This is a genomic window from Candidatus Nitrosopumilus sp., from assembly GCF_965262695.1.
GTDB lineage: Archaea > Thermoproteota > Nitrososphaeria > Nitrososphaerales > Nitrosopumilaceae > Nitrosopumilus.
This window is the reverse complement of sequence record NZ_OZ253550.1, coordinates 417,265-435,605: the sequence shown is the minus strand read 5'-3', so window position 1 is coordinate 435,605 and position 18,341 is coordinate 417,265. Positions and strand designations below refer to the sequence as shown.

32 protein-coding genes and 1 tRNA gene are annotated in these 18,341 nt (G+C 35.0%); 28 read left to right on the top strand and 5 right to left on the bottom strand.

Translation table 11 applies throughout. From position 1 onward, the window contains the following. Positions 1 to 92: 92 nt before the first annotated feature. Together ACQY2P_RS02750 and ACQY2P_RS02745 are read left to right on the top strand one after the other, a co-directional pair. Positions 93 to 2,423: a cupredoxin domain-containing protein gene (locus ACQY2P_RS02750; RefSeq protein ID WP_428326883.1), complete on the top strand. Its 2,331-nt coding sequence runs from the start codon at positions 93 to 95 to the stop codon at positions 2,421 to 2,423. Positions 2,424 to 2,499: 76 nt separating this feature from the next. Beyond that, positions 2,500 to 2,856: a hypothetical protein gene (locus ACQY2P_RS02745; RefSeq protein WP_428326882.1), complete on the top strand. Its 357-nt coding sequence runs from the start codon at positions 2,500 to 2,502 to the stop codon at positions 2,854 to 2,856. Here ACQY2P_RS02745 and ACQY2P_RS02740 read toward each other — a convergent pair. Beyond that, complete coding sequence (locus tag ACQY2P_RS02740; protein WP_428326881.1) at positions 2,849 to 3,190, bottom strand: hypothetical protein; 342 nt, start codon at positions 3,188 to 3,190, stop codon at positions 2,849 to 2,851. The genes ACQY2P_RS02745 and ACQY2P_RS02740 overlap by 8 nt on opposite strands. 231 nt (positions 3,191 to 3,421) lie before the next feature. Continuing rightward, positions 3,422 to 3,838 (bottom strand): DUF371 domain-containing protein, encoded by a 417-nt coding sequence (locus tag ACQY2P_RS02735; RefSeq protein WP_428326880.1) that lies wholly within the window; start codon positions 3,836 to 3,838, stop codon positions 3,422 to 3,424. A gap of 52 nt (positions 3,839 to 3,890) precedes the next feature. On the opposite strand from ACQY2P_RS02735, the gene ACQY2P_RS02730 reads away from it, so the two are divergent. The 24 genes from ACQY2P_RS02730 (at position 3,891) to ACQY2P_RS02615 (ending at position 15,376) form a co-directional block, all read left to right on the top strand. Then, positions 3,891 to 4,628: an archaeal proteasome endopeptidase complex subunit alpha gene (locus ACQY2P_RS02730; RefSeq protein ID WP_428326879.1), complete on the top strand. Its 738-nt coding sequence runs from the start codon at positions 3,891 to 3,893 to the stop codon at positions 4,626 to 4,628. Between the two features lie 32 nt (positions 4,629 to 4,660). Then, the gene (locus ACQY2P_RS02725) at positions 4,661 to 5,473 is read left to right on the top strand and encodes a putative RNA uridine N3 methyltransferase (protein ID WP_428326878.1); all 813 of its coding nucleotides are present in this window, start codon (positions 4,661 to 4,663) and stop codon (positions 5,471 to 5,473) included. A 205-nt stretch (positions 5,474 to 5,678) separates the two neighbouring features. Further along, complete coding sequence (locus ACQY2P_RS02720) at positions 5,679 to 6,674, top strand: 50S ribosomal protein L3 (RefSeq protein WP_428326877.1); 996 nt, start codon at positions 5,679 to 5,681, stop codon at positions 6,672 to 6,674. Beyond that, positions 6,671 to 7,486, top strand: coding sequence for a 50S ribosomal protein L4 (gene rpl4p / locus ACQY2P_RS02715; protein ID WP_428326876.1), 816 nt, complete (start codon positions 6,671 to 6,673; stop codon positions 7,484 to 7,486). The genes ACQY2P_RS02720 and rpl4p overlap by 4 nt, the downstream gene beginning before the upstream one ends. After that, entirely contained in the window at positions 7,483 to 7,749 is a 267-nt protein-coding gene (locus ACQY2P_RS02710) for a 50S ribosomal protein L23 (protein WP_428326875.1), read from the top strand. The genes rpl4p and ACQY2P_RS02710 overlap by 4 nt, the downstream gene beginning before the upstream one ends. Positions 7,750 to 7,776: 27 nt before the next feature. Next, positions 7,777 to 8,172 carry a 30S ribosomal protein S19 gene (locus ACQY2P_RS02705; protein WP_428326874.1) on the top strand — a complete coding sequence of 132 codons (396 nt, stop codon included), beginning with the start codon at positions 7,777 to 7,779 and terminating at the stop codon, positions 8,170 to 8,172. A gap of 5 nt (positions 8,173 to 8,177) precedes the next feature. Beyond that, positions 8,178 to 8,636: a 50S ribosomal protein L22 gene (locus tag ACQY2P_RS02700; RefSeq protein WP_428326873.1), complete on the top strand. Its 459-nt coding sequence runs from the start codon at positions 8,178 to 8,180 to the stop codon at positions 8,634 to 8,636. Positions 8,637 to 8,638: 2 nt separating this feature from the next. Next, positions 8,639 to 9,394, top strand: coding sequence for a 30S ribosomal protein S3 (locus ACQY2P_RS02695; RefSeq protein ID WP_428326872.1), 756 nt, complete (start codon positions 8,639 to 8,641; stop codon positions 9,392 to 9,394). After that, positions 9,391 to 9,597, top strand: a complete 207-nt coding sequence (gene rpmC / locus ACQY2P_RS02690) for a 50S ribosomal protein L29 (protein ID WP_014963158.1) — start codon at positions 9,391 to 9,393, stop codon at positions 9,595 to 9,597. Before ACQY2P_RS02695 ends, rpmC begins: the two co-directional genes overlap by 4 nt. Beyond that, positions 9,594 to 9,860 carry a ribonuclease P protein component 1 gene (locus ACQY2P_RS02685; protein WP_428326871.1) on the top strand — a complete coding sequence of 89 codons (267 nt, stop codon included), beginning with the start codon at positions 9,594 to 9,596 and terminating at the stop codon, positions 9,858 to 9,860. The genes rpmC and ACQY2P_RS02685 overlap by 4 nt, the downstream gene beginning before the upstream one ends. Next, positions 9,857 to 10,180 (top strand): 30S ribosomal protein S17, encoded by a 324-nt coding sequence (locus ACQY2P_RS02680; protein ID WP_428326870.1) that lies wholly within the window; start codon positions 9,857 to 9,859, stop codon positions 10,178 to 10,180. Before ACQY2P_RS02685 ends, ACQY2P_RS02680 begins: the two co-directional genes overlap by 4 nt. Continuing rightward, positions 10,180 to 10,602 carry a 50S ribosomal protein L14 gene (locus tag ACQY2P_RS02675; RefSeq protein WP_428324252.1) on the top strand — a complete coding sequence of 141 codons (423 nt, stop codon included), beginning with the start codon at positions 10,180 to 10,182 and terminating at the stop codon, positions 10,600 to 10,602. Before ACQY2P_RS02680 ends, ACQY2P_RS02675 begins: the two co-directional genes overlap by 1 nt. A 4-nt stretch (positions 10,603 to 10,606) precedes the next feature. Then, positions 10,607 to 11,095: a 50S ribosomal protein L24 gene (gene rplX / locus ACQY2P_RS02670; protein WP_428326869.1), complete on the top strand. Its 489-nt coding sequence runs from the start codon at positions 10,607 to 10,609 to the stop codon at positions 11,093 to 11,095. Then, positions 11,095 to 11,811, top strand: coding sequence for a 30S ribosomal protein S4e (locus ACQY2P_RS02665; protein WP_428326868.1), 717 nt, complete (start codon positions 11,095 to 11,097; stop codon positions 11,809 to 11,811). Before rplX ends, ACQY2P_RS02665 begins: the two co-directional genes overlap by 1 nt. Before the next feature lie 4 nt (positions 11,812 to 11,815). Beyond that, positions 11,816 to 12,337 carry a 50S ribosomal protein L5 gene (locus tag ACQY2P_RS02660; RefSeq protein ID WP_428326867.1) on the top strand — a complete coding sequence of 174 codons (522 nt, stop codon included), beginning with the start codon at positions 11,816 to 11,818 and terminating at the stop codon, positions 12,335 to 12,337. After that, positions 12,337 to 12,516 carry a 30S ribosomal protein S14 gene (locus tag ACQY2P_RS02655; protein WP_014963151.1) on the top strand — a complete coding sequence of 60 codons (180 nt, stop codon included), beginning with the start codon at positions 12,337 to 12,339 and terminating at the stop codon, positions 12,514 to 12,516. Before ACQY2P_RS02660 ends, ACQY2P_RS02655 begins: the two co-directional genes overlap by 1 nt. A gap of 4 nt (positions 12,517 to 12,520) precedes the next feature. Continuing rightward, on the top strand, positions 12,521 to 12,913 hold the full coding sequence (locus ACQY2P_RS02650; RefSeq protein ID WP_428326866.1) for a 30S ribosomal protein S8: 393 nt from the start codon (positions 12,521 to 12,523) through the stop codon (positions 12,911 to 12,913). Further along, the gene (locus tag ACQY2P_RS02645) at positions 12,903 to 13,460 is read left to right on the top strand and encodes a 50S ribosomal protein L6 (RefSeq protein WP_428326865.1); all 558 of its coding nucleotides are present in this window, start codon (positions 12,903 to 12,905) and stop codon (positions 13,458 to 13,460) included. Before ACQY2P_RS02650 ends, ACQY2P_RS02645 begins: the two co-directional genes overlap by 11 nt. 17 nt (positions 13,461 to 13,477) lie before the next feature. Then, positions 13,478 to 13,765: a hypothetical protein gene (locus ACQY2P_RS02640; RefSeq protein ID WP_141975653.1), complete on the top strand. Its 288-nt coding sequence runs from the start codon at positions 13,478 to 13,480 to the stop codon at positions 13,763 to 13,765. A 72-nt stretch (positions 13,766 to 13,837) separates the two neighbouring features. Then, positions 13,838 to 13,914: transfer RNA gene (locus ACQY2P_RS02635), tRNA-Asn, on the top strand. Between the two features lie 188 nt (positions 13,915 to 14,102). Continuing rightward, positions 14,103 to 14,351 carry a hypothetical protein gene (locus tag ACQY2P_RS02630; RefSeq protein ID WP_428326864.1) on the top strand — a complete coding sequence of 83 codons (249 nt, stop codon included), beginning with the start codon at positions 14,103 to 14,105 and terminating at the stop codon, positions 14,349 to 14,351. Between the two features lie 10 nt (positions 14,352 to 14,361). Further along, entirely contained in the window at positions 14,362 to 14,589 is a 228-nt protein-coding gene (locus ACQY2P_RS02625) for a hypothetical protein (protein ID WP_428326863.1), read from the top strand. Between the two features lie 124 nt (positions 14,590 to 14,713). Continuing rightward, positions 14,714 to 15,163 carry a DUF2299 family protein gene (locus tag ACQY2P_RS02620; protein WP_428326862.1) on the top strand — a complete coding sequence of 150 codons (450 nt, stop codon included), beginning with the start codon at positions 14,714 to 14,716 and terminating at the stop codon, positions 15,161 to 15,163. Positions 15,164 to 15,223: 60 nt separating this feature from the next. Then, positions 15,224 to 15,376, top strand: coding sequence for a hypothetical protein (locus ACQY2P_RS02615; protein WP_428326861.1), 153 nt, complete (start codon positions 15,224 to 15,226; stop codon positions 15,374 to 15,376). Positions 15,377 to 15,809: 433 nt separating this feature from the next. Here the strand turns inward: ACQY2P_RS02615 and ACQY2P_RS02610 are convergent, their stop codons facing one another. Then, positions 15,810 to 16,400: a hypothetical protein gene (locus ACQY2P_RS02610; protein WP_428326860.1), complete on the bottom strand. Its 591-nt coding sequence runs from the start codon at positions 16,398 to 16,400 to the stop codon at positions 15,810 to 15,812. 122 nt (positions 16,401 to 16,522) lie between these two features. Here ACQY2P_RS02610 and ACQY2P_RS02605 point away from each other — a divergent pair, with 122 nt between their 5' ends. Next, entirely contained in the window at positions 16,523 to 17,011 is a 489-nt protein-coding gene (locus ACQY2P_RS02605) for a DUF4352 domain-containing protein (RefSeq protein WP_428326859.1), read from the top strand. 101 nt (positions 17,012 to 17,112) lie between these two features. Continuing rightward, a complete protein-coding gene (locus ACQY2P_RS02600; protein ID WP_428326858.1) occupies positions 17,113 to 17,517 on the top strand; it encodes a hypothetical protein in 405 nt (134 codons plus the stop codon). 82 nt (positions 17,518 to 17,599) lie between these two features. On the opposite strand, the gene ACQY2P_RS02595 is transcribed toward ACQY2P_RS02600, so the two are convergent. Both ACQY2P_RS02595 and ACQY2P_RS02590 read right to left on the bottom strand, forming a co-directional pair. After that, positions 17,600 to 18,004, bottom strand: a complete 405-nt coding sequence (locus ACQY2P_RS02595) for a PPOX class F420-dependent oxidoreductase (RefSeq protein ID WP_428326857.1) — start codon at positions 18,002 to 18,004, stop codon at positions 17,600 to 17,602. Beyond that, positions 17,997 to 18,317: a hypothetical protein gene (locus tag ACQY2P_RS02590; protein WP_141975668.1), complete on the bottom strand. Its 321-nt coding sequence runs from the start codon at positions 18,315 to 18,317 to the stop codon at positions 17,997 to 17,999. The genes ACQY2P_RS02595 and ACQY2P_RS02590 overlap by 8 nt, the downstream gene beginning before the upstream one ends. Between the last annotated feature and the right edge of the window lie 24 nt (positions 18,318 to 18,341).

Here is an 18,341-nt window from a genome sequence, read left to right as displayed (position 1 = left end):
AACATATTTGAAGACATTATTATTCCATAGATTTGGAATAGTTTCGAAGAATGTACCCATCCTTTAAATGAAAAATTTCAATCAAAGTTTCAATGAGAAAAACTAGCCTAGTCATATTCATGGCAGCAATCATGATTGTAGGTACAATCGGAACAGGTTTTATTCCAAATGCTGAAGCCCTAAAAGGCAAAGGTGTAGGAACATCACAATATGGTTCTAGTACCGATATCTGTGGGTTGGTGTTATGTTCTGAATATCCAGGCGGAAAAGAAGCATACAAGTCCAGTTGGACTTCAATGTTCAAGTCATCAACTCCTAAGACTGTAGAAATTGAAACAACTAGTACAGTAATGGTTGAAACAAAACAGGTTTTTGTTTCAGCTCATAATGCTGACAAAGAATTTCCTATCAAGTTAGATGTTTTTATTCACAAATTTGAATTGGATAAAATTTCAGCTGATGAAGCATTAGAAGGAATTAAAGAAACTTATCAGCAATATGCATCTGCTCAGATATCAAATAATATCATTGATGGAGTAGGTGAAAAAATAGATCTCTACAATAAAGGAACTTTGAATGTTGAAGAAACCATAGAATCAATTCACTTGACAGCTGAACCACAAAATGTCAATCCTGAGTATCAGGGTGCATTAGATGAAGTGATTCACATGTTCGAGAAAGACGCAATATCAGCTGAAGAAGCAATTGATGGGATCAAAGAAACACATGCAGGTTTTGTTGATTTGTACATCACATCTGATCTTATTGAGGCAGTAGATGAAACAATCACCTTAATCGATTCAGGTAAACTATCTGGAGCAGATGCAGTTGAAGCAGTTCACTTGACAGCTGAACCACAAAATGTCAATCCTGAGTATCAGGGTGCATTAGATGAAGTGATTCACATGTTCGAGAAAGACGCAATATCAGCTGAAGAAGCAATTGATGGAATCAAAGAAACACATGCAGGTTTTGTTGATTTGTACATCACATCTGATCTTATTGAGGCAGTAGATGAAACAATCACCTTAATCGATTCAGGTAAACTATCTGGAGCAGATGCAGTTGAAGCAGTTCACTTGACAGCTGAACCACAAAATGTCAATCCTGAGTATCAGGGTGCATTAGATGAAGTGATTCACATGTTCGAGAAAGACGCAATATCAGCTGAAGAAGCAATTGATGGAATCAAAGAAACACATGCAGGTTTTGTTGATTTGTACATCACATCTGATCTTATTGAGGCAGTAGATGAAACAATCACCTTAATCGATTCAGGTAAACTATCTGGAGCAGATGCAGTTGAAGCAGTTCACTTGACAGCTGAACCACAAAATGTCAATCCTGAGTATCAGGGTGCATTAGATGAAGTGATTCACATGTTCGAGAAAGACGCAATATCAGCTGAAGAAGCAATTGATGGAATCAAAGAAACACATGCAGGTTTTGTTGATTTGTACATCACATCTGATCTTATTGAGGCAGTAGATGAAACAATCACCTTAATCGATTCAGGTAAACTATCTGGAGCAGATGCAGTTGAAGCAGTTCACTTGACAGCTGAACCACAAAATGTCAATCCTGAGTATCAGGGTGCATTAGATGAAGTGATTCACATGTTCGAGAAAGACGCAATATCAGCTGAAGAAGCAATTGATGGAATCAAAGAAACACATGCAGGTTTTGTTGATTTGTACATCACATCTGATCTTATTGAGGCAGTAGATGAAACAATCACCTTAATCGATTCAGGTAAACTATCTGGAGCAGATGCAGTTGAAGCAGTTCACTTGACAGCTGAACCACAAAATGTCAATCCTGAATACATGGGAGCTTTAGATGAAGTTCTACACAAATATGAATCGGAGGGCACATCAGCAGATGATGCAGTAACAGAAATCATCGAAATTCATGAAGGATTTACAGGGTTATACATTACCTCTGAAGTCATTGAAGATGTAAGTATACAACTTAACATCTATGATACAGGTATTGTTTCTGTAGAACACATAGTTCATGAAATTCATGAAGTGATTGAAGATGCAGAACTTGCTGCAGCAGCTGCAATGTCTGACAGTGGCATTCCAGCAATGAAAGAATTGCCACCAAATCATGTTGACATACCAACAGGTTCTGGTGTACCAGGATGTGAGGTAGAAGATTGGTGTTACATGCCAGCTAATCTACATGTTCATGTTGGCGATACAGTAACATGGGTTAATTCTGATAACTTACCACACACAGTAACTTCAGTTAGTCCAACAGGAGCAGAAACGCCTACACCTGAAGATGAAGATGGATTGTTTGATAGTGGTTTCATGTCTGGCGGCGATGAATGGTCTTATACATTCAACGTTGAAGGAGAATACTACTACTATTGCCAATTGCATCCATGGATGAAAGGCGAAATAACCGTTCAGTAGGAATTATTTCCACTCTTTTTATTTTTACAAACAATTCTTTCGTAAAGCTAAATAGCAATCAAAATTTTACAGACTCATGCCAGCCAAAGGCCCTGTAAGTATGATGTGGCAAACAATTTTTTGTTTTATTCCAATAGCAGATATTGTGGCATCATATCGTGTCAAAAGATTACGATGGTATCTTGCCATTTTTTTGGGATATGGTGCAATTTCATCAGTAATTCAAATGATCATATATCCATTTGAAGAGTCATCAGTGTACAACCAAAAAATATTTTCTGAAACACAGGGTATTGATTGGAGTTATGCCATTTTGGGACAAAATGCAGAGTTAGGAATTGCATCGATAATAGTACATCATGCTATTGCATATGTAATTGCAGTTTATCTGATTAGAAGATGGTCAAAGAAATGGAATCTTCAATTCACTTAGACTTCTTTTTACTTTTTTGAATTAAAATTTTCTTTATTCTAGAAATTGTAGGGTAGCTATATCCACGTCTTCTGTAATTTGCAATCATCATTTTCCAATTTTTTAATCTCCATTGAGCTTGTTCAGTAGTCACAGAATGAACTTCTTTTTGGATAATACTTTTTCTTCCAACTTTTAGAGTTCCTGCATCTTTTGCAGACCATCTATTTTTAGCAAATTTTAGACCAGTAAGAATTTCATCAACAGGCATCTCTTTGAAGTAATCTTTGAGTTTTTTGAGTTCTGCGTCTGTTGGTTTTTTAGAAACAGGTAGCTCAATAGTTGGTTTTACCATGAATCATCTAATGATTCATGTCTTAAGAAAATCATGATAAATCAGAATTAACTAAAGATGGAAATTATTAAGTCAACAGGGTAACGGAACAAGAGTGTTTTTACACAATGTCAAATACATTCCGGAACCAAGTATTATCGCAGCAAATGCTGCCAGAGGTACTAAAATAAATAAATTAGTTTTCATACCCATAAACAAAATACAATTAATGACTATAAAATTGTCACAGTTCTAATCAATTGTAATAGTAAAGGTACCTTTAGTTTTTGGATCTTGTAATAATGTAACCATCTCTCTAGGTAACAAATCAGATGCTTTATCACATTTTACAGCTAAAGTTCTAGGACATACAAAATCACTTTTTCTAATTACGATATCTTCAGTATGAGTAAGGATTAGATCAGGATGTCCTTTTCCTTCTACAGTAAAATTGTAATCTCCAACATTAATAGAGAATGTAATGTTTGAATCAGAATTTTTTAATTTGTCTTTTAGATCTTGGGGTAAATCAGCACAGGCACGATTTGCATTAACACCAACAATACAATCACCCTGAGGTGTCAAATGAGACTCTTTTGTAATCTCTATAGTTTTTTGATGATTTGATCTAATATTTTCATGTCCTGAAAATTCAATTTCGAATCTCACGGCAAATTAGATAGGCTAGACTTAAATTAAACTTTCAGAGCATTGGAATCAAATGCTTCCTGCACAACAAGGTTACGACAGAGCAATCACAGTCTTCTCACCAGACGGCAGATTATACCAAGTCGAATATGCAATTGAGACAGTAAGAAGGGGAACAATTGCAGTAGGTGTAAAATGCAAAGATGGTGTCGTAATAGCAGTAGAAGAAAGACCAAGAAAATTACAAATTTCTAACACTGCCCAAAAGATTTTCCAAATTGATGATCATGTTGGAGTTGCTGCAGCAGGATACATACCAGATGCAAGAAGTCAAGTGGACAATGCAAGATTCTTTTCTCAAAGTAACAAAATGATTTATGATGAACCAGTGGAAGTTGAAACAATTGCCAAACATTTAGCTGATCAATCTCAACAATATACCCAATATGCAGGTGTAAGGCCATTTGGTGTTGCATTAATTCTTGGAGGGGTTGTTGGTGGAAAACCACAATTGTATTTGACTGACCCTAGTGGAACATACATCTCATATGATGCAATTGCAATTGGTTCAGGTTCTGATCAAGTAACAGACTTTTTAGAAAAAACATACAAGAAAGATCTTTCATTAGATGAAGCATCTGCATTAGCTTCTGCAGGAATTTATCTATCAAGTGAAGACAAAGAAGGTACCAGTCATATCAGAATGGCACATATGAAAACAGATACTGGTTTGTATGAAATAGTTTCAGATGAGCAGGTTGTAAATTATGCAAACACTGCAAAACAAAATTACCCACACGACAAAAATTAATTGTTTTATTCTGTTTGTGAGACTCGATTATATTGAAATTATCCGTTGCAATTCCTGAATCATCACTCTCTGATGAATCATTAAAGATAGACAAGACAAGAAAAATTTCAGTTTTAGCTAGAGCTTGTGCAATTTTTAAGATTGAAACCATTTATGTTTACCAAGAAGGAAACAACAAGCAAGACGGTAATCTTATGGTGATGATTCTAAAATATTTAGAAACACCACAGTTTTTGAGAAGAAGATTATTTGCAAAAGTAAATGATTTGAAATTTGCAGGAGTTTTACAACCATTAAGAATTCCAAGTCATGTTACACCTGCAAATCCAAAAAAAATAAGCAAAGGAGATGTGCGAGAAGGAATAGTAGTAAGTGTGAAAGGCAAAAGATTTGTAGATGTTGGAATTAATCAGCTAATTCCATTTTTTGGAAAAACACCAATAGGGAAAAGGACTACAGTGCAATTCAAAGAAGGTCATCCAAATTTTTCAATTAAAGAAATTAACAGAAACGAAGCACCAGACTATTGGGGATACATGGTCAAAGAGAGATCAAATCTATTTTCATTATTATCGGAATGGAAAGGAAACATAATTCTCACATCAAGAAAAGGGAAAACTGCAACAAAAGAGCAAATTTCAAAATATACAAAATCAGATCAACCAACACTTGTCGTATTTGGTTCCCCTGAGAAAGGAATACATGAGATCCTAGGTGGAAAGATGAAAAATGTACAAAATGCAAAGTCTTTGAACTTTTTCCCAAACCAAGCTACACAAACAGTACGTCTAGAAGAAGCATTACTTGGAACATTATCGATACTAAATTCACAAACCACATCATAATCATGGCAGAACGAAAAAATTTTTTGTTATTGGCAATTGGGGTAGGAGCTGCAGGAATTGTTATCGGAACTATAACAATTTGGAACATGTTAAATGAAATTCTAAATCCTTAATTTTTAGGCACAGTTGGTTAACTAGTATTTTTTTAGTGGTTAACGACATCTCACATGGTTTAATAGAGGGCAATCGATGATGCGTTTTAGTCATGGGTGCTAGAAAAAGACATTCACCACGTAGAGGAAGCCTTGCGTATTCACCTAGAGTACGTGCTAAAAGCATGGAGGCAAGGATCAGAGCATGGCCTAAGTTGGATTCAGAGGAACCAAAGATTTTAGCTCACTGTGGTTTCAAAGCAGGATGTGTTCAGATTGTAAGTATTGATGATCGTGAAAAAGTACCTAATGCAGGAAAACAACTAGTAAGTCTTGGAACAGTTCTAGTTACACCGCCAGTATTGATTTTGGGAATTAGAGGTTATTCAAAAGATCATGACGGACTACATGCAGAATTTGATGTTTATGCAGAAGACATTCCAAAAAATATCGCTAAAGAAATTTCATTAAAAAATAAACAAGAAAATGCAATTGAGAATGCAGAAAAGAGTTTGAAAAAAATTAAAGAAATATTTGCAATTGTTGCAGTATCACCAAGTGCTGCAGGATTAGAACAAAAGAAACCATATGTCTTTGAAGCTTCAGTAAGTGGAGGAGATATTCCAAAACAATTTGCACATGTTAAAGAATTACTTGGAAAAGAAATTAAGATTGATCAAATTTTCGAAACAGGTGCAAGTGTTGACGTTGCAGCAATTACAAAAGGTAAAGGCTGGCAAGGAGTTTTGAAAAGATGGAATGTAAAGAAAAAACAACACAAATCAAGAAAGACAGTTAGAGAAGTTGGTTCATTGGGTCCAATATCTCCACAAAGTGTCATGTACACAGTTCCTAGAGCAGGACAATTTGGATTTCATCAAAGAGTAGAATATGATAAAAGAATTATGATTATGGGTAATACTGAAGACGATAAATTAAAAATTAATCCAGATGGAGGTTACAAACATTTTGGTTTAGTCAAAGGTGATTTCATTATTCTAAAAGGTTCAGTTCCTGGAACATATAGAAGATTGATCAAACTAAGAAGTCAAATCAGAAATGTTCCAGCCAAAGTCAACAAACCAAACATTTTGGAGGTAGTAGTATGACCAAGACAGATGTATACACAACAACTGGAACAAAAGATGGAGAAGTAGAATTACCACCAGTATTCTCCACACCATTTAGAAGAGAATTAATTCACAAAGCTTTCACTAATCTTACATCACACAAATTCCAACCACAAGGAAGACATCCAACTGCAGGTCAAGATGTAGTTGCAGACTCTAATGATCCACCAACAGGTCAAGGTGTATCCAGAGTTGCCAGAGCACAAGGCGGAGGTGGTGGAAGACAAGGTCAAGGTGCAGAAGTTGCATCAACTAGAGGAGGAAGACAAGCACATCCACCTATTGTCGAGAAAGTAATTTACAAAAAATTAAACAAAAAAGAAAAGAAACTAGCATTATGTTCTGCAATTGCTGCAACTGCATCAAAAGATAGAGTGGAATCAAGAGGACATAAAGTAGAAGGAATTGAATCATTCCCAATTGTAGTTTCAGATGATATTGAATCAATATCTAAAACAAGTGAAGTTACCAAAATACTAGATTCATTAAAACTAACACAAGATGTAGAAAGATTACAAACAAGAAAAGCACGTTCTGGTCAATCAAGACTTAGAGGTAGAAGCAAAAAAGTTGGAAAGAGCGTATTGTTTGTAACTAAAGATTCATCAAATATTTCAAAAGCAATTGGTGCACTGCCAGGAGTAGAGGCAACAAGTGTTAAAGATTTGAGCGTTTTAGATTTAGCTCCGGGCTCAGACCCAATTAGATTAACCGTTTATTCCAAATCGGCAATAGAAGAAATTGGAAAGATAAAATCAACACATCTAGAGGTAATGGCGAAAGTACAATGAATATAGATCAAGCAAGCAAAATCATACTCAAACCATACATTACTGAAAAGACATTTGCAATGGTAGAAAATGAAAGTAAAATTTGTTTCATAGTAGACAGATCAGCAAGCAAACCAGAAATTGCTGATGCAGTTAACACACTATACAAAGAAAAAGTCACTAACGTCAACACAGCTAGAACAATCTACGGTAAGAAAGCATTTGTTCAGTTTGAAAATACAGAAAAAGCAAGAGACCTCGCAACAAAGATAGGAATGCTATAATAGGGAGCTAGAAGGTGAAGAACAAAAATGGTTAAAGAATTTTCATACAGAGGACTTCCAAAAGAGGAACTTGAAAACATGTCATTAGAAAAATTGTTCCAGTTATTCAATGCAAGACAAAGAAGATCTCTTACCAGAGGAATTAATGATGGTAAAAGAAAGTTAATTGAAGAGATCAAAGCTGCAAAAGCAGGCAAATTAAAAAATCCAATCAAGACTCATGTTAGAGATTTGATTATCCTACCATACATGGTAGATGTTACAGTAAATGTTTTCTCAGGAAAAGAGTTCAAACCAGTTCTAATTAGAACAGAAATGATTGGTCATTACTTGGGAGAATATGTCATAACAAACAAGAAGGTTTCACACGGTGCACCAGGTGTCGGCGCATCAAGATCCAGCCTCTATGTACCATTGAAGTGATTATTATGGGTAGATTCGGTTACGCTTTCCAAAATTATGATGCAACAAGACATGTACGTTCTTCAGTAAGAGAGATAGACATGTCACACAAACATGCAAGAGAGGTTGCAGTTGCAATCAAAGGATTGTCAATTGAAAAAGCAAGAGATTACTTACAAGCAGTAATACACAAAGAAAGAGCAGTTGCATTTAGAAGATACAAGAATCAAGTAGGACACAAAGGAGATCCGGGAATGATGGCAGGACGTTATCCACAAAAAACAGCAAAAGAATTCATCAAAGTTTTAGATAATTTAGAATCAAATGCAGAATACAAAGGAATGGATTTAGATAGATTAAAGATTGTAAACGCAACTGTTCACAAAGGAGTGATTGTAAAGAGATTCATCCCAAGAGCAATGGGAAGAGCAACTCCAAAGAATAATGTATTGACTCATGTAGAATTGGTGGCTCAGGAGATTTAGAAATGTCATCAGTCAAAAACGTAATCAAAGACAACTACAACATGATGCTACTCAAAGATTATCTTAGAGATGCAATCAAAGAAGCAGGATTTTCACATGCAGAAATTTCAAAAACACCCACAGGTACAAGAGTTGCATTACATGTTACAAGACCAGGAATAGTTATCGGAAGGAAGGGTTCAGGTATTAGAGACCTTACAGATAAACTTGCAACAGACTTTGGATTAAAAAATCCACAAATTTCAGTAGTAGAGATTGAGAAACCAGAGTTATCACCAAGTGTGATGTGTAACAGAATGGCATCCCATCTTGAAAGAGGCACTGCATTTAGAAGAGCAACCATGTGGACTCTAAAACAAATCATGGAGAATGGCGCCATGGGTGTACAAATTACAATTTCAGGTAAATTAAGAGGTGACCGTTCTGCCTTTGAGAAACACACAGCAGGAATTTTACCAAGAGCAGGCCATCATGCAGAAGTAATTGTTGCTGAAGATATTGCACATGTAGGAACTGCAATGGGATTAATTGGAATTAGAATTAGAATTGCAAGAAAAGAAAAATTTGTTCCAGAATTTGAAATGAAGGCTGAGAAACCAAAGAAAGCAAAACAAGTCAAAGATGCAGAAACAGGCAAGATGAGAGATGAAACAGCTGCTGAAAAGAAAGCAAGAACAGAATCAGAACAAATTGCACTAGAAGAAGAGAAGATGAAAGAGCTTGAAACATTAGAAGAAGAGGAGGCCAAACTCAAATGACCAGAATCAGCATGAAGACAATTAAACAATTAAACGAAAAAGATCTGAAAAGCAAGATCCAAGAATCAAGAAGTGAGCTTGCAAAACTTAGAGTAGATGCAGCTAAAGGTACATTAAGAAAAGAAAGTGGAAAACTAAAACCAATCAGACACGACATTGCAAGAATGTTAACAAGATTAAACGAGATGAGGAATGAGAAATGATAACAGTAGACAACATAACATCACATGAATTTATTGGATTAAACACAGAGATAGTTCAATCAACAAACCCACAAGTAATAGGATTAAATGGAAGAATTGAAAATGAAACAAAATCAATGTTTACAATTAACACAGAAAATGGTAAAAGATCAATTGCAAAATCTACAAGTAATTGGAAATTCTCAATTGAGAATAATGATATAATTGTAGAGGGTTCTAAAATTGCAAAAAGACCATTTGATAGAATTGGAGGAAAAGCATGACTAAAAACATCGGATTAAAAGTAAATGAACCAAAAAGAGAGTGTACAGATAAGCACTGTCCTTTCCACGGAGAATTACCAATCAGAGGAAAACTCTTTGATGGTAAAGTGACTGGAAGTAAAGCAAGACAAACCATAACATTACAAAAAGATGCACCAATTTACTTTAACAAATTCAAAAGATATGCAAGAGGAAAAAGCAGCATTCATGCTCACGTTCCAGGATGCATTGATGTTGAATCAGGAGATAGTGTATTGACCGCAGAATGCAGACCAATATCAAAATCGGTTTGTTATGTCGTAGTGGAGGTTAGATCATAATGGCAAAGCAAGCAGGTAAAGGAGTAGAAGAATTCAGACCATATGTAACTAAAGTAATCCCAGTAGGTGCAAACATTGTTTGTGCAGATAATTCTGGTGCAAAAATTTTAGAAGTAATTAATGTTCCAAGACATAAAACAAGAGCATCAAGACTTCCATCAGCATCAGTTGGAGATTTTTGTAATGTGGTTGTAAAGAAAGGACCAGCTGAATTAAGAAAACAAGTGTATGGTGCAGTTATAATTAGACAAAAGTATGCAGTTAGAAGATTAAACGGTGTAAGAGTTTGTTTTGAAGACAACGCAGCAGTGTTGATTACTCCAGAAGGAGAAACAAAAGGAACAGACATCAAAGGACCAGTTGCAGCAGAAGCTTCAGAGAAATGGCCAAGAGTAGCTAACTTGGCATCAATGGTGGTATAAGAAGATGAAACCAACTAAAATGCGCAACAAGATGATTTATCGTGCATCTTACCAAACAAAAAGTAAACAACTTGGAAGCACCCTATCAAAAGATCTTCATAAAAAATATGGTAAAAGAAGTGTCAGAGTAGTTGAAGGTGACAGTGTAACTATTGTTAGAGGAGAATTCAAAGGAGTGGATGGCAAAGTTGCAGAAGTATCTACAGAAAAAAGCAGTGTTGCAATTGAAGGGGTTAAAAAAGAGAAAACAAAAGGTGATAAATTTGATGTTTTCATTCATACCTCAAACTTACTAGTTACATCACTAAACACAGATGACAAATGGAGAATGGCAAAACTAGAAGGCAAAGACCCAAGAAAACAGCCTAAAACAGCACCAAAAGTAGAAGAAAAACCAGCTAAAGAAACACCAAAGAAAGAAGAAACTCCAAAAGAAGAGCCTAAAGAAACAAAAGTGGAGAAAAAAGCCGAAAAAAAGGAAGATGAGAATTAATGGTAAGTATTTCAGGTAGTAAAAAACTCAAACGTCAAATGGCACCTCAGTTCTGGGGAATTGCCAGAAAAGACAAGAGATTTGTAATTACAACAAGACCAGGACCACACAAAAAACATCATGCAGTTCCAACAGCAGTATTTCTCAGAGATATGTTAAAGATAGTTACAAGTCTTAGAGAAGCAAAAACTTCAATCTATTCTGGAAAAGTAAAGATTGATGGGGTTGTTAGAAAATCATTACATCATGCAATTGGATTAATGGATATAGTAGAATTAGAAAATGTTTCAGATGTGTATCGTCTTGTTCCAACAGATGGAAAATTATTAAAACCAATTAAAATTAGTGATGCAGAAAAAACAAAAAAACTTGTAAGAGTTACAAGTAAAACAACAATTAGCAAAGGAAAAATGCAAATTGGATTCCATGATGGACGTTCAACAATTTCAGATACCAAAGTAAATGTTGGTGATGTATGTTTAATTCAAGTTCCAGATCAAAAAATTCTGGAAGTAATCAAATTAGAAACAGGTAATCATGGATTAGTAACACGTGGAATTAATGCAGGACAAATTGGAAAAATTGAAAGTGTTGAAGAAGGTACATTCATTCTTCCAAAAAGAGTAATTCTGTCCTTAGGAGATAGAAAAATCGAAATTCCAGCAGACATCATCATGCCAATCGGAAAAGAGGAACCAGTAATTCAAGTAAAGTGATAATATGTCTCAAACAACAGAATCTCCAATGAAAAAAATCTCTTTAGAGAAAGTAGTTCTCAACATGGGAGTTGGAAAATCAGGAGATGTAATTGATATTGCAAGAAGAGCATTAGAACAAATTTCAGGTAAAAAACCATCAGCACGTAATGCAAAAGAAACTCAAAGAGATTGGGGAATACGAAAAGGTGAACCAATAGGTGTGGCAGTAACAATTCGTGGTGAGGATGCAAAAGCATTATTGAAAAGGTTGTTTGAAGCAAAAGGAAATACTCTAAATGGTAGATCATTTGATAATTTTGGAAATTATTCATTTGGAATTAATGAACACATAGACATTCCAGGTGTAAAGTATGAACCATCGATTGGAATTTTAGGTCTTGGAATTTCCGTTACACTAACTAGACCAGGATATGGAATTAGAAGACGAAGTAAACACAAAGCAAGTGTTGGTAAATCTCACATTATTACAAGTCAAGAAGCAAAGGATTATCTAACAAAAGAGTTTGGAGTGACGGTAGCATAATGGCAAAAGATAGATCATACGAATTCACAGGTAGAAAAAAGCACGATTTTGGCAGAGGATCACGATGGTGTAAAAGATGTGGAGATTATACAGCTGTTATTCAAAAATATGACTTGATGCTATGCAGACGATGCTTTAGAGAAGTAGCAACATCTTTAGGATTCAGGAAAAATCGGTGATATCATGCCAGCAACTAACATTTTAGCAAATCTATTTGTCACATTATACAATAATGAAACAAGAAGAAAGGGTGAATGTACAATTCTTCCAACTTCAAAATTAGGAATCGAAGTTCTCAAAACACTTCAAAAAGATGGATACATTGGAGAGTTTGAACATATCGATGATAAAAGAGGAGGAAAATTCAAAATCAAACTACTAGCAAAGATTACAAAATGTGGAGCAATTTCACCAAGATTCAAAGTGAAAACGGATGAGTTTAACAATTGGGAACAACAATATTTGCCTGCATATGATAGAGGAATGCTGCTAGTTACAACTAATCAAGGAGTGATGTCACATCATGATGCAACACAAAAAGGAATTGGAGGATTTTTGATAGGATATGTCTACTAGTCAACTCGAAAAAATGCAAGACCAAGTAGATATCCCAGAAGGGGTAAAAGTTACACAAAACAAACACATGTTAATGTTTGAGGGTCCACTAGGTAAAACTCACAAAAGTTTTAGAAACATTCCAGTACATATTGAGTTAACAGATGGCAAAGTAAATCTCAAAACAATTGGGGAAAGAAAAAGAGATTATGCAATTTTACATACAGCAAGATCAATAATCAGAAATATTTGTGAAGGTCTCATTGTTGGATATACAATAAAGATGAAAGTAGTTTTTGCACACTTTCCAATTACAGTTAAAGTAGAAGGAAAGAAAGTTCTCATTGAAAACTATCAAGGTGAAAGAGCACCAAGAACTACACACATCATGGGAAATACAAAAGTAATTCCAAAAGGAGAAGATGTAATTCTTACTGGGGAAGTTTGGACAGACATTACACAAACTGCAGCTAACATAGAATTAAAAACAAAAGTAAAGAACAAAGATCACAGGGTTTTCTTAGACGGCATCTATGCCTATGAAAAGAAAAAAGGCATAGACAAATAAAATTTCTAGTTTTTCTAATGACCCTAGACCCAGAATTTGCTAAACAAACAACCGATTTAATCCAACAGACTTTAGAATTATACAAAAAATCAGGGGCTTCTCCAAGAGTTGGAGAAATTTGGAATTGTGAAAAAATTGGGGATTTCTTGTGTGGTTTTTTTGTTGGGGAAATGGTGGGTTCAGCACTAAGTGCATTTCAAGTTGTACATCAAAGGGAACCTACTGCTGATGAACACTTGGAGATAATTGAATTGGTAGAAAGTCATTCAAAAGAAATCAAAGAATTTTTTGCCAAATTTAACTAAACTACTAACAACTTTGGTCTAAATTGTAGAGTCGCAAGGATTAAATCACTTTTGGCAAGGTACAAACATGTTGCCGCCCTAGCTCAGCGTGGTAGAGCATCCGACTGTTAATCGGACGGTCGTCAGTTCAAGTCTGATGGGCGGCGCCACTTATTTCTAAACTCGAGTTTTGAAACATTTTATTTTGATACTTGTAAGATAATCAACATAATAGAAAAATTATATTTCTAAATTCGAATTTAGAAATATTGATCGGTTGACAGTAATTAGTTTACACTATTAGACAACATAGATCTAATAGATGATCGCATATTAAGAATAATGCAGGAGGTTTACATTGGTCAGAACTAGAAGGGCCAACAGATATTGTGTTGATTGTGGCGCTAGACTAGTGTATTACCCTAGATTATCAAACCCAAAAGCACCAAACGAACATAGAGTTCTCGTTTATGCATGCCCAGATTGTACAGACGACTTTGAGAAACCAAAAATGTTCTCAATTAAACGAAATCAGGTAGAAGATCCATTAGAAACTGTAGAGATAGAAATTACACAGTTACAGAAAAAAGCAGCTGTTACAAAATAATTTTAAGAAAATGACATACCCAGAAAGACCAAGAAGCAATCTATGGTTTTTGTTACCAATATTTTTTGGAATAATAGGTGGCGTTGTTGCATATTTGTTTTTACGTAAGGATGATCCAAAAAAAGCAAAAAATTGTTTATGGGTAGGAATTGCATTGATGGTTGCAGGGTTAGTTTTCAATGCAATTATTGCATCACTCATACCTGAGTTTGGCCCTGGTTTCAGAGTAAACGTTTAGAAAAATTTGGTGTTTTACAGGTAAAGATTTGTAATATTTCTAAATTCGAGTTTAGAAATATTATAAATTTAGTACTGTAATCATTTGATTTAGAATCATATAGAAGCACTTTCAATGATTTGTGATGAGTGCATCAAGAATGAGAGATAATGTAGAAAGATGGTTAATTCATGAAGGGTTAAAGTTTGAAGATGTTAAAAATCCAGAAAATACATTTCAAATTCTTGTAAAACATGCAGGTCCAGCAGGGGTTCCTGTAGAAATTTTTGAGCCAAAGTCACAACAAGGAATTTTGGTAATTGGATCTAAGGTGAATATGAAAAATAATCAGATTGCAAGATATTTGGGATTTAGTGAAGAAGAGAAGACAAAATTTGAAAAAAAAGTGGCAGATTATTGCTACACACTCCAAGCAATTAACAAAAATACTACAGAAGATGGTAAACGAAAGATCGGAGTTTATGTGGTATTAGACAAAGAAGAAAACATCAATCAACAAGGGTTGTTTGATGCCATGGATAGAGTCTCAGAAATGCACGAAAAAACTTCAAGATTTCTGTTGAAGACATTCTAAAAAATAGACGATTTATCAGTTATACGCGGGCCTTATATCAAAAATTACCTTATTCTAATCATGAAAAGAAAAACAACAAAATCAAAACCAAGAGAACTTACAATTTCTACAACAGAATTGTCAAGATTTGGCATGGGGGTTATGAATAGAGCCCTCAAAGTAGTAAATACTGCAAAAAAAGGCAAGATTACAATCAGAGTAGAGCAACAATAAACTCAAGTTTTGTAATTTCAGTAAGGGGCACTAGCCCCTTTTTATCCATTTTCAAGATGTATTTTTCTAGGATGCAACATGTTGATGCAATAATTGTCAGTATTTTTATCCAAAAACCCCCCTATTTTGACAGAAAAGATACCCATTCATCAGAAATAATCATTCAGGTTTTAGAGATATTGAAGGGATTACTCAAAATGTTCAAAATGGTGTATTTCTTAGAATTATGCCTAGGCGTTAAACCCCCCTCTAATGTTACCTCAATTAGGCACAATACCATTTTTTCAAAATTAGGCATTTTGATGGGGGGTTGAACACTTGTGCCTAGATATGAAATGCAACCATCAAACCACCAAGATGTCCCAGCTAAACATATAGGATCTTTTATTGCCAGGCGTAAAAGCTAAACCCCTTGTTTTTGATCAAAAAATGATTATTTTATTGGGTGTAATCCATTAACATCAATGCAGATGTTTGTAATTTCACCGTCAGTAAAAACAGGAGCAATATCAAATGAAATTATTGCAACTATTGTTTCACCACTTTGAAAAACATTCTCTGCACCAGTAAAAGGATTAACACTCTCTAGAGTTCTTGCTCCATCAAATACAATATTTTCACCGTGAATTCTTACATCACCTGGAGAATCGTATGAAATATCTGCAACTTCCAAACCAGCACACTCGTTATCCAAACCATCATCTGTAAGAGTAAGATAGTGATTATGCCATCTTGCATCATCAGAATTATGTTGGTCTGCACTCTCTAAGAATCCACCATGAGTGGTAGTTACTAAAATAGTATCAAAGAAGGCCTCTTCAGTGATCACACCATAACCATAAGAAGCATCATTGCTATCTTGTGGGATATCAGTAGTTGCAGAAATTCTGACTTTAAATTCATCAGTAAAAGATAACGCAATTGCTGAAAATTCATGAACAGAGGCAGCCACTGCAGGAGACATCATCAAACTAGACATAACAAAAACGGCCAGTATTGCCCCCAAAATTACAGTCTGATTCATACCCTTATTCCCACTTTTGGGAATTTAACCTTTACTAATTTCATACTTTAAGAGAATCTAGGCTGAAAACAGAGGGTTTGAGAAACTATGCAACTATATATCAAAAAAAACCACGGTTTTTTGTGGCAGGGTTAGGCGTAGTAATAGTAATTGGGGCAATCTTGATCTCAATGGGGGCTGCAATGTACATGTACATACAATATCAGACTAATTTTATCGAAACTTCTGCAGGAGAGACAGTCACAGTAGGTCCTGTAGAATATGTAATTACATTTGAAGGAACGCATCAAGGAGATAAGGAAACACAGCCAGAAAACACGTTTGTAATGATAGGAATTTCTGCAAAGTATACAGGAGATGAAGAAAGAACACTACTATCAGGAGGGCAATTTTACATTGTTGATGAAAAAGAGCAAAAACATGAAGCAGTTTATGGAGAATTTTCTTCAAAAGATCTTCTTTTAGAGTGGTTAGAACCTAACAAACCAGTAGAAAAAACAACACAGTTTGACATTCCATTTGATGAAGAAAATATGTACAAAATAATCATCAGACCACAAAAAGAACAATCAACAGTTGATACCGCACTAGTTTGTATAACAAATTGTTGATCGGAAAAATAAAAATCTAAAACAATTGTCAAGTTTTTCCATAGTTTACGTAATATTGTGTGACTTTTACCATATAACACACATTATTTTTGAAAAAAATCATGGCAATATCTAAAGCCAAAAGAGCCGAAGCAGCTAAGAAAGCAGCACGAACTCGTAAGAGAAATGCAGCTAAGAAAGCAGCTGAAGCCGCAAAAGCAGCAGCAGCTCGTAAGAGAAAAGCAGCACGTAAAAGAAATGCAGCTAAGAAAGCAGCACCAAAGAGACGTACTGCAACCAAACGTAAGGCAGCTCCAAAAAGGAGAACAGCAGCTAAACGTAAGGCAGCTCCAAAGAGAAAAACTGCAGCTAAAAGAAAAGCAGCTCCAAAGAGAAAGGCAGCTACTAAACGTAGAGCCGCTCCAAAGAGAAAAACTGCAGCTAAAAGAAAAGCAGCTCCAAAGAGAAAGGCAGCTACTAAACGTAGAGCCGCTCCAAAGAGAAAGGCAGCTAAACGTCGACGTTAAGCTGTCTATGCTAACTTTTTTATGAATTATGTTTCTAGATGTATTATATTTCTAAATTCGAATTTAGAAATATCCTAAATTGTTACTCGGACATTTTCAATTCAGGCAAGACAAAAACTTTGTTTGGTTTTATTTTTAGAATAATTCTTTTTTCATCATCACGTTTGAATGGATAATGTTCACGCCCCATGTATTGTTGAGTTAATTTGTCTGCATGTTTATAATCATAATCAGGAATTAATTCAACAACAACTCCACGAATTGTTGTCATATCAAGTGGGTTGTTTTTTGAGACAACAGAAACTGCAACTCTAGGATCACGTAAAATGTTTTTGTGTTTTATTCTGCCTTCTGCAGTATTTACCAAAACATAACCATCTTCATAATTTGCCCAGACAGGTGAAACTTGAGGGGACCCATCTTTCATTATAGTTGCAATGTATACAAGATTTTTTTCAGAAAATAATTTTACAGCTTTATCATCCATTTACTTCATCTCTCCATATTGTTGGGAGTTGTTCAATTTTTGTAATTATCTCAAGTGCTTTTTGGTTATCTTTTTCTTGCATTGCCACCGAAAACTCATAGCCTAATCGGATCGCTTCAGGAGAAAGATCCTTTATGGATTCAAGATCTTTACCTTCAATCTTTATTCTCTCACCAATTGCACACATTTTCCAGTTATCAGACATGTCCTGGTGTTCTTGGCCAAGTTCTTGTTGAACATGGTTACGCCAATTTGTAAGAGTCATCTTTTCAATTAGATCTTCTGTTTTTTGGCTGTAAAATACACGCACCATACAAGAATCTCCTGCAAGAAATAC

Excerpts from the sequence above, each read along its gene's own strand:
- rplX (WP_428326869.1), top strand. The coding sequence starts at position 10,607 with ATGAAACCAACTAAAATGCGCAACAAGATGATTTATCGTGCATCTTAC.
- ACQY2P_RS02710 (WP_428326875.1), top strand. The coding sequence starts at position 7,483 with ATGAATATAGATCAAGCAAGCAAAATCATACTCAAACCATACATTACT.
- ACQY2P_RS02740 (WP_428326881.1), bottom strand. The coding sequence starts at position 3,190 with ATGGTAAAACCAACTATTGAGCTACCTGTTTCTAAAAAACCAACAGAC.
- ACQY2P_RS02745 (WP_428326882.1), top strand. The coding sequence starts at position 2,500 with ATGCCAGCCAAAGGCCCTGTAAGTATGATGTGGCAAACAATTTTTTGT.
- ACQY2P_RS02625 (WP_428326863.1), top strand. The coding sequence starts at position 14,362 with ATGACATACCCAGAAAGACCAAGAAGCAATCTATGGTTTTTGTTACCA.
- ACQY2P_RS02595 (WP_428326857.1), bottom strand. The coding sequence starts at position 18,004 with ATGGATGATAAAGCTGTAAAATTATTTTCTGAAAAAAATCTTGTATAC.
- ACQY2P_RS02660 (WP_428326867.1), top strand. The coding sequence starts at position 11,816 with ATGTCTCAAACAACAGAATCTCCAATGAAAAAAATCTCTTTAGAGAAA.
- ACQY2P_RS02720 (WP_428326877.1), top strand. The coding sequence starts at position 5,679 with ATGGGTGCTAGAAAAAGACATTCACCACGTAGAGGAAGCCTTGCGTAT.
- ACQY2P_RS02610 (WP_428326860.1), bottom strand. The coding sequence starts at position 16,400 with ATGAATCAGACTGTAATTTTGGGGGCAATACTGGCCGTTTTTGTTATG.
- ACQY2P_RS02655 (WP_014963151.1), top strand. The coding sequence starts at position 12,337 with ATGGCAAAAGATAGATCATACGAATTCACAGGTAGAAAAAAGCACGAT.
- ACQY2P_RS02650 (WP_428326866.1), top strand. The coding sequence starts at position 12,521 with ATGCCAGCAACTAACATTTTAGCAAATCTATTTGTCACATTATACAAT.
- ACQY2P_RS02705 (WP_428326874.1), top strand. The coding sequence starts at position 7,777 with ATGGTTAAAGAATTTTCATACAGAGGACTTCCAAAAGAGGAACTTGAA.
- ACQY2P_RS02750 (WP_428326883.1), top strand. The coding sequence starts at position 93 with ATGAGAAAAACTAGCCTAGTCATATTCATGGCAGCAATCATGATTGTA.
- ACQY2P_RS02620 (WP_428326862.1), top strand. The coding sequence starts at position 14,714 with ATGAGTGCATCAAGAATGAGAGATAATGTAGAAAGATGGTTAATTCAT.
- ACQY2P_RS02680 (WP_428326870.1), top strand. The coding sequence starts at position 9,857 with ATGACTAAAAACATCGGATTAAAAGTAAATGAACCAAAAAGAGAGTGT.
- ACQY2P_RS02640 (WP_141975653.1), top strand. The coding sequence starts at position 13,478 with ATGACCCTAGACCCAGAATTTGCTAAACAAACAACCGATTTAATCCAA.
- ACQY2P_RS02665 (WP_428326868.1), top strand. The coding sequence starts at position 11,095 with ATGGTAAGTATTTCAGGTAGTAAAAAACTCAAACGTCAAATGGCACCT.
- ACQY2P_RS02645 (WP_428326865.1), top strand. The coding sequence starts at position 12,903 with ATGTCTACTAGTCAACTCGAAAAAATGCAAGACCAAGTAGATATCCCA.
- ACQY2P_RS02730 (WP_428326879.1), top strand. The coding sequence starts at position 3,891 with ATGCTTCCTGCACAACAAGGTTACGACAGAGCAATCACAGTCTTCTCA.
- ACQY2P_RS02600 (WP_428326858.1), top strand. The coding sequence starts at position 17,113 with ATGGCAATATCTAAAGCCAAAAGAGCCGAAGCAGCTAAGAAAGCAGCA.
- ACQY2P_RS02590 (WP_141975668.1), bottom strand. The coding sequence starts at position 18,317 with ATGGTGCGTGTATTTTACAGCCAAAAAACAGAAGATCTAATTGAAAAG.
- ACQY2P_RS02685 (WP_428326871.1), top strand. The coding sequence starts at position 9,594 with ATGATAACAGTAGACAACATAACATCACATGAATTTATTGGATTAAAC.
- ACQY2P_RS02675 (WP_428324252.1), top strand. The coding sequence starts at position 10,180 with ATGGCAAAGCAAGCAGGTAAAGGAGTAGAAGAATTCAGACCATATGTA.
- ACQY2P_RS02700 (WP_428326873.1), top strand. The coding sequence starts at position 8,178 with ATGGGTAGATTCGGTTACGCTTTCCAAAATTATGATGCAACAAGACAT.
- rpl4p (WP_428326876.1), top strand. The coding sequence starts at position 6,671 with ATGACCAAGACAGATGTATACACAACAACTGGAACAAAAGATGGAGAA.
- rpmC (WP_014963158.1), top strand. The coding sequence starts at position 9,391 with ATGACCAGAATCAGCATGAAGACAATTAAACAATTAAACGAAAAAGAT.
- ACQY2P_RS02695 (WP_428326872.1), top strand. The coding sequence starts at position 8,639 with ATGTCATCAGTCAAAAACGTAATCAAAGACAACTACAACATGATGCTA.
- ACQY2P_RS02615 (WP_428326861.1), top strand. The coding sequence starts at position 15,224 with ATGAAAAGAAAAACAACAAAATCAAAACCAAGAGAACTTACAATTTCT.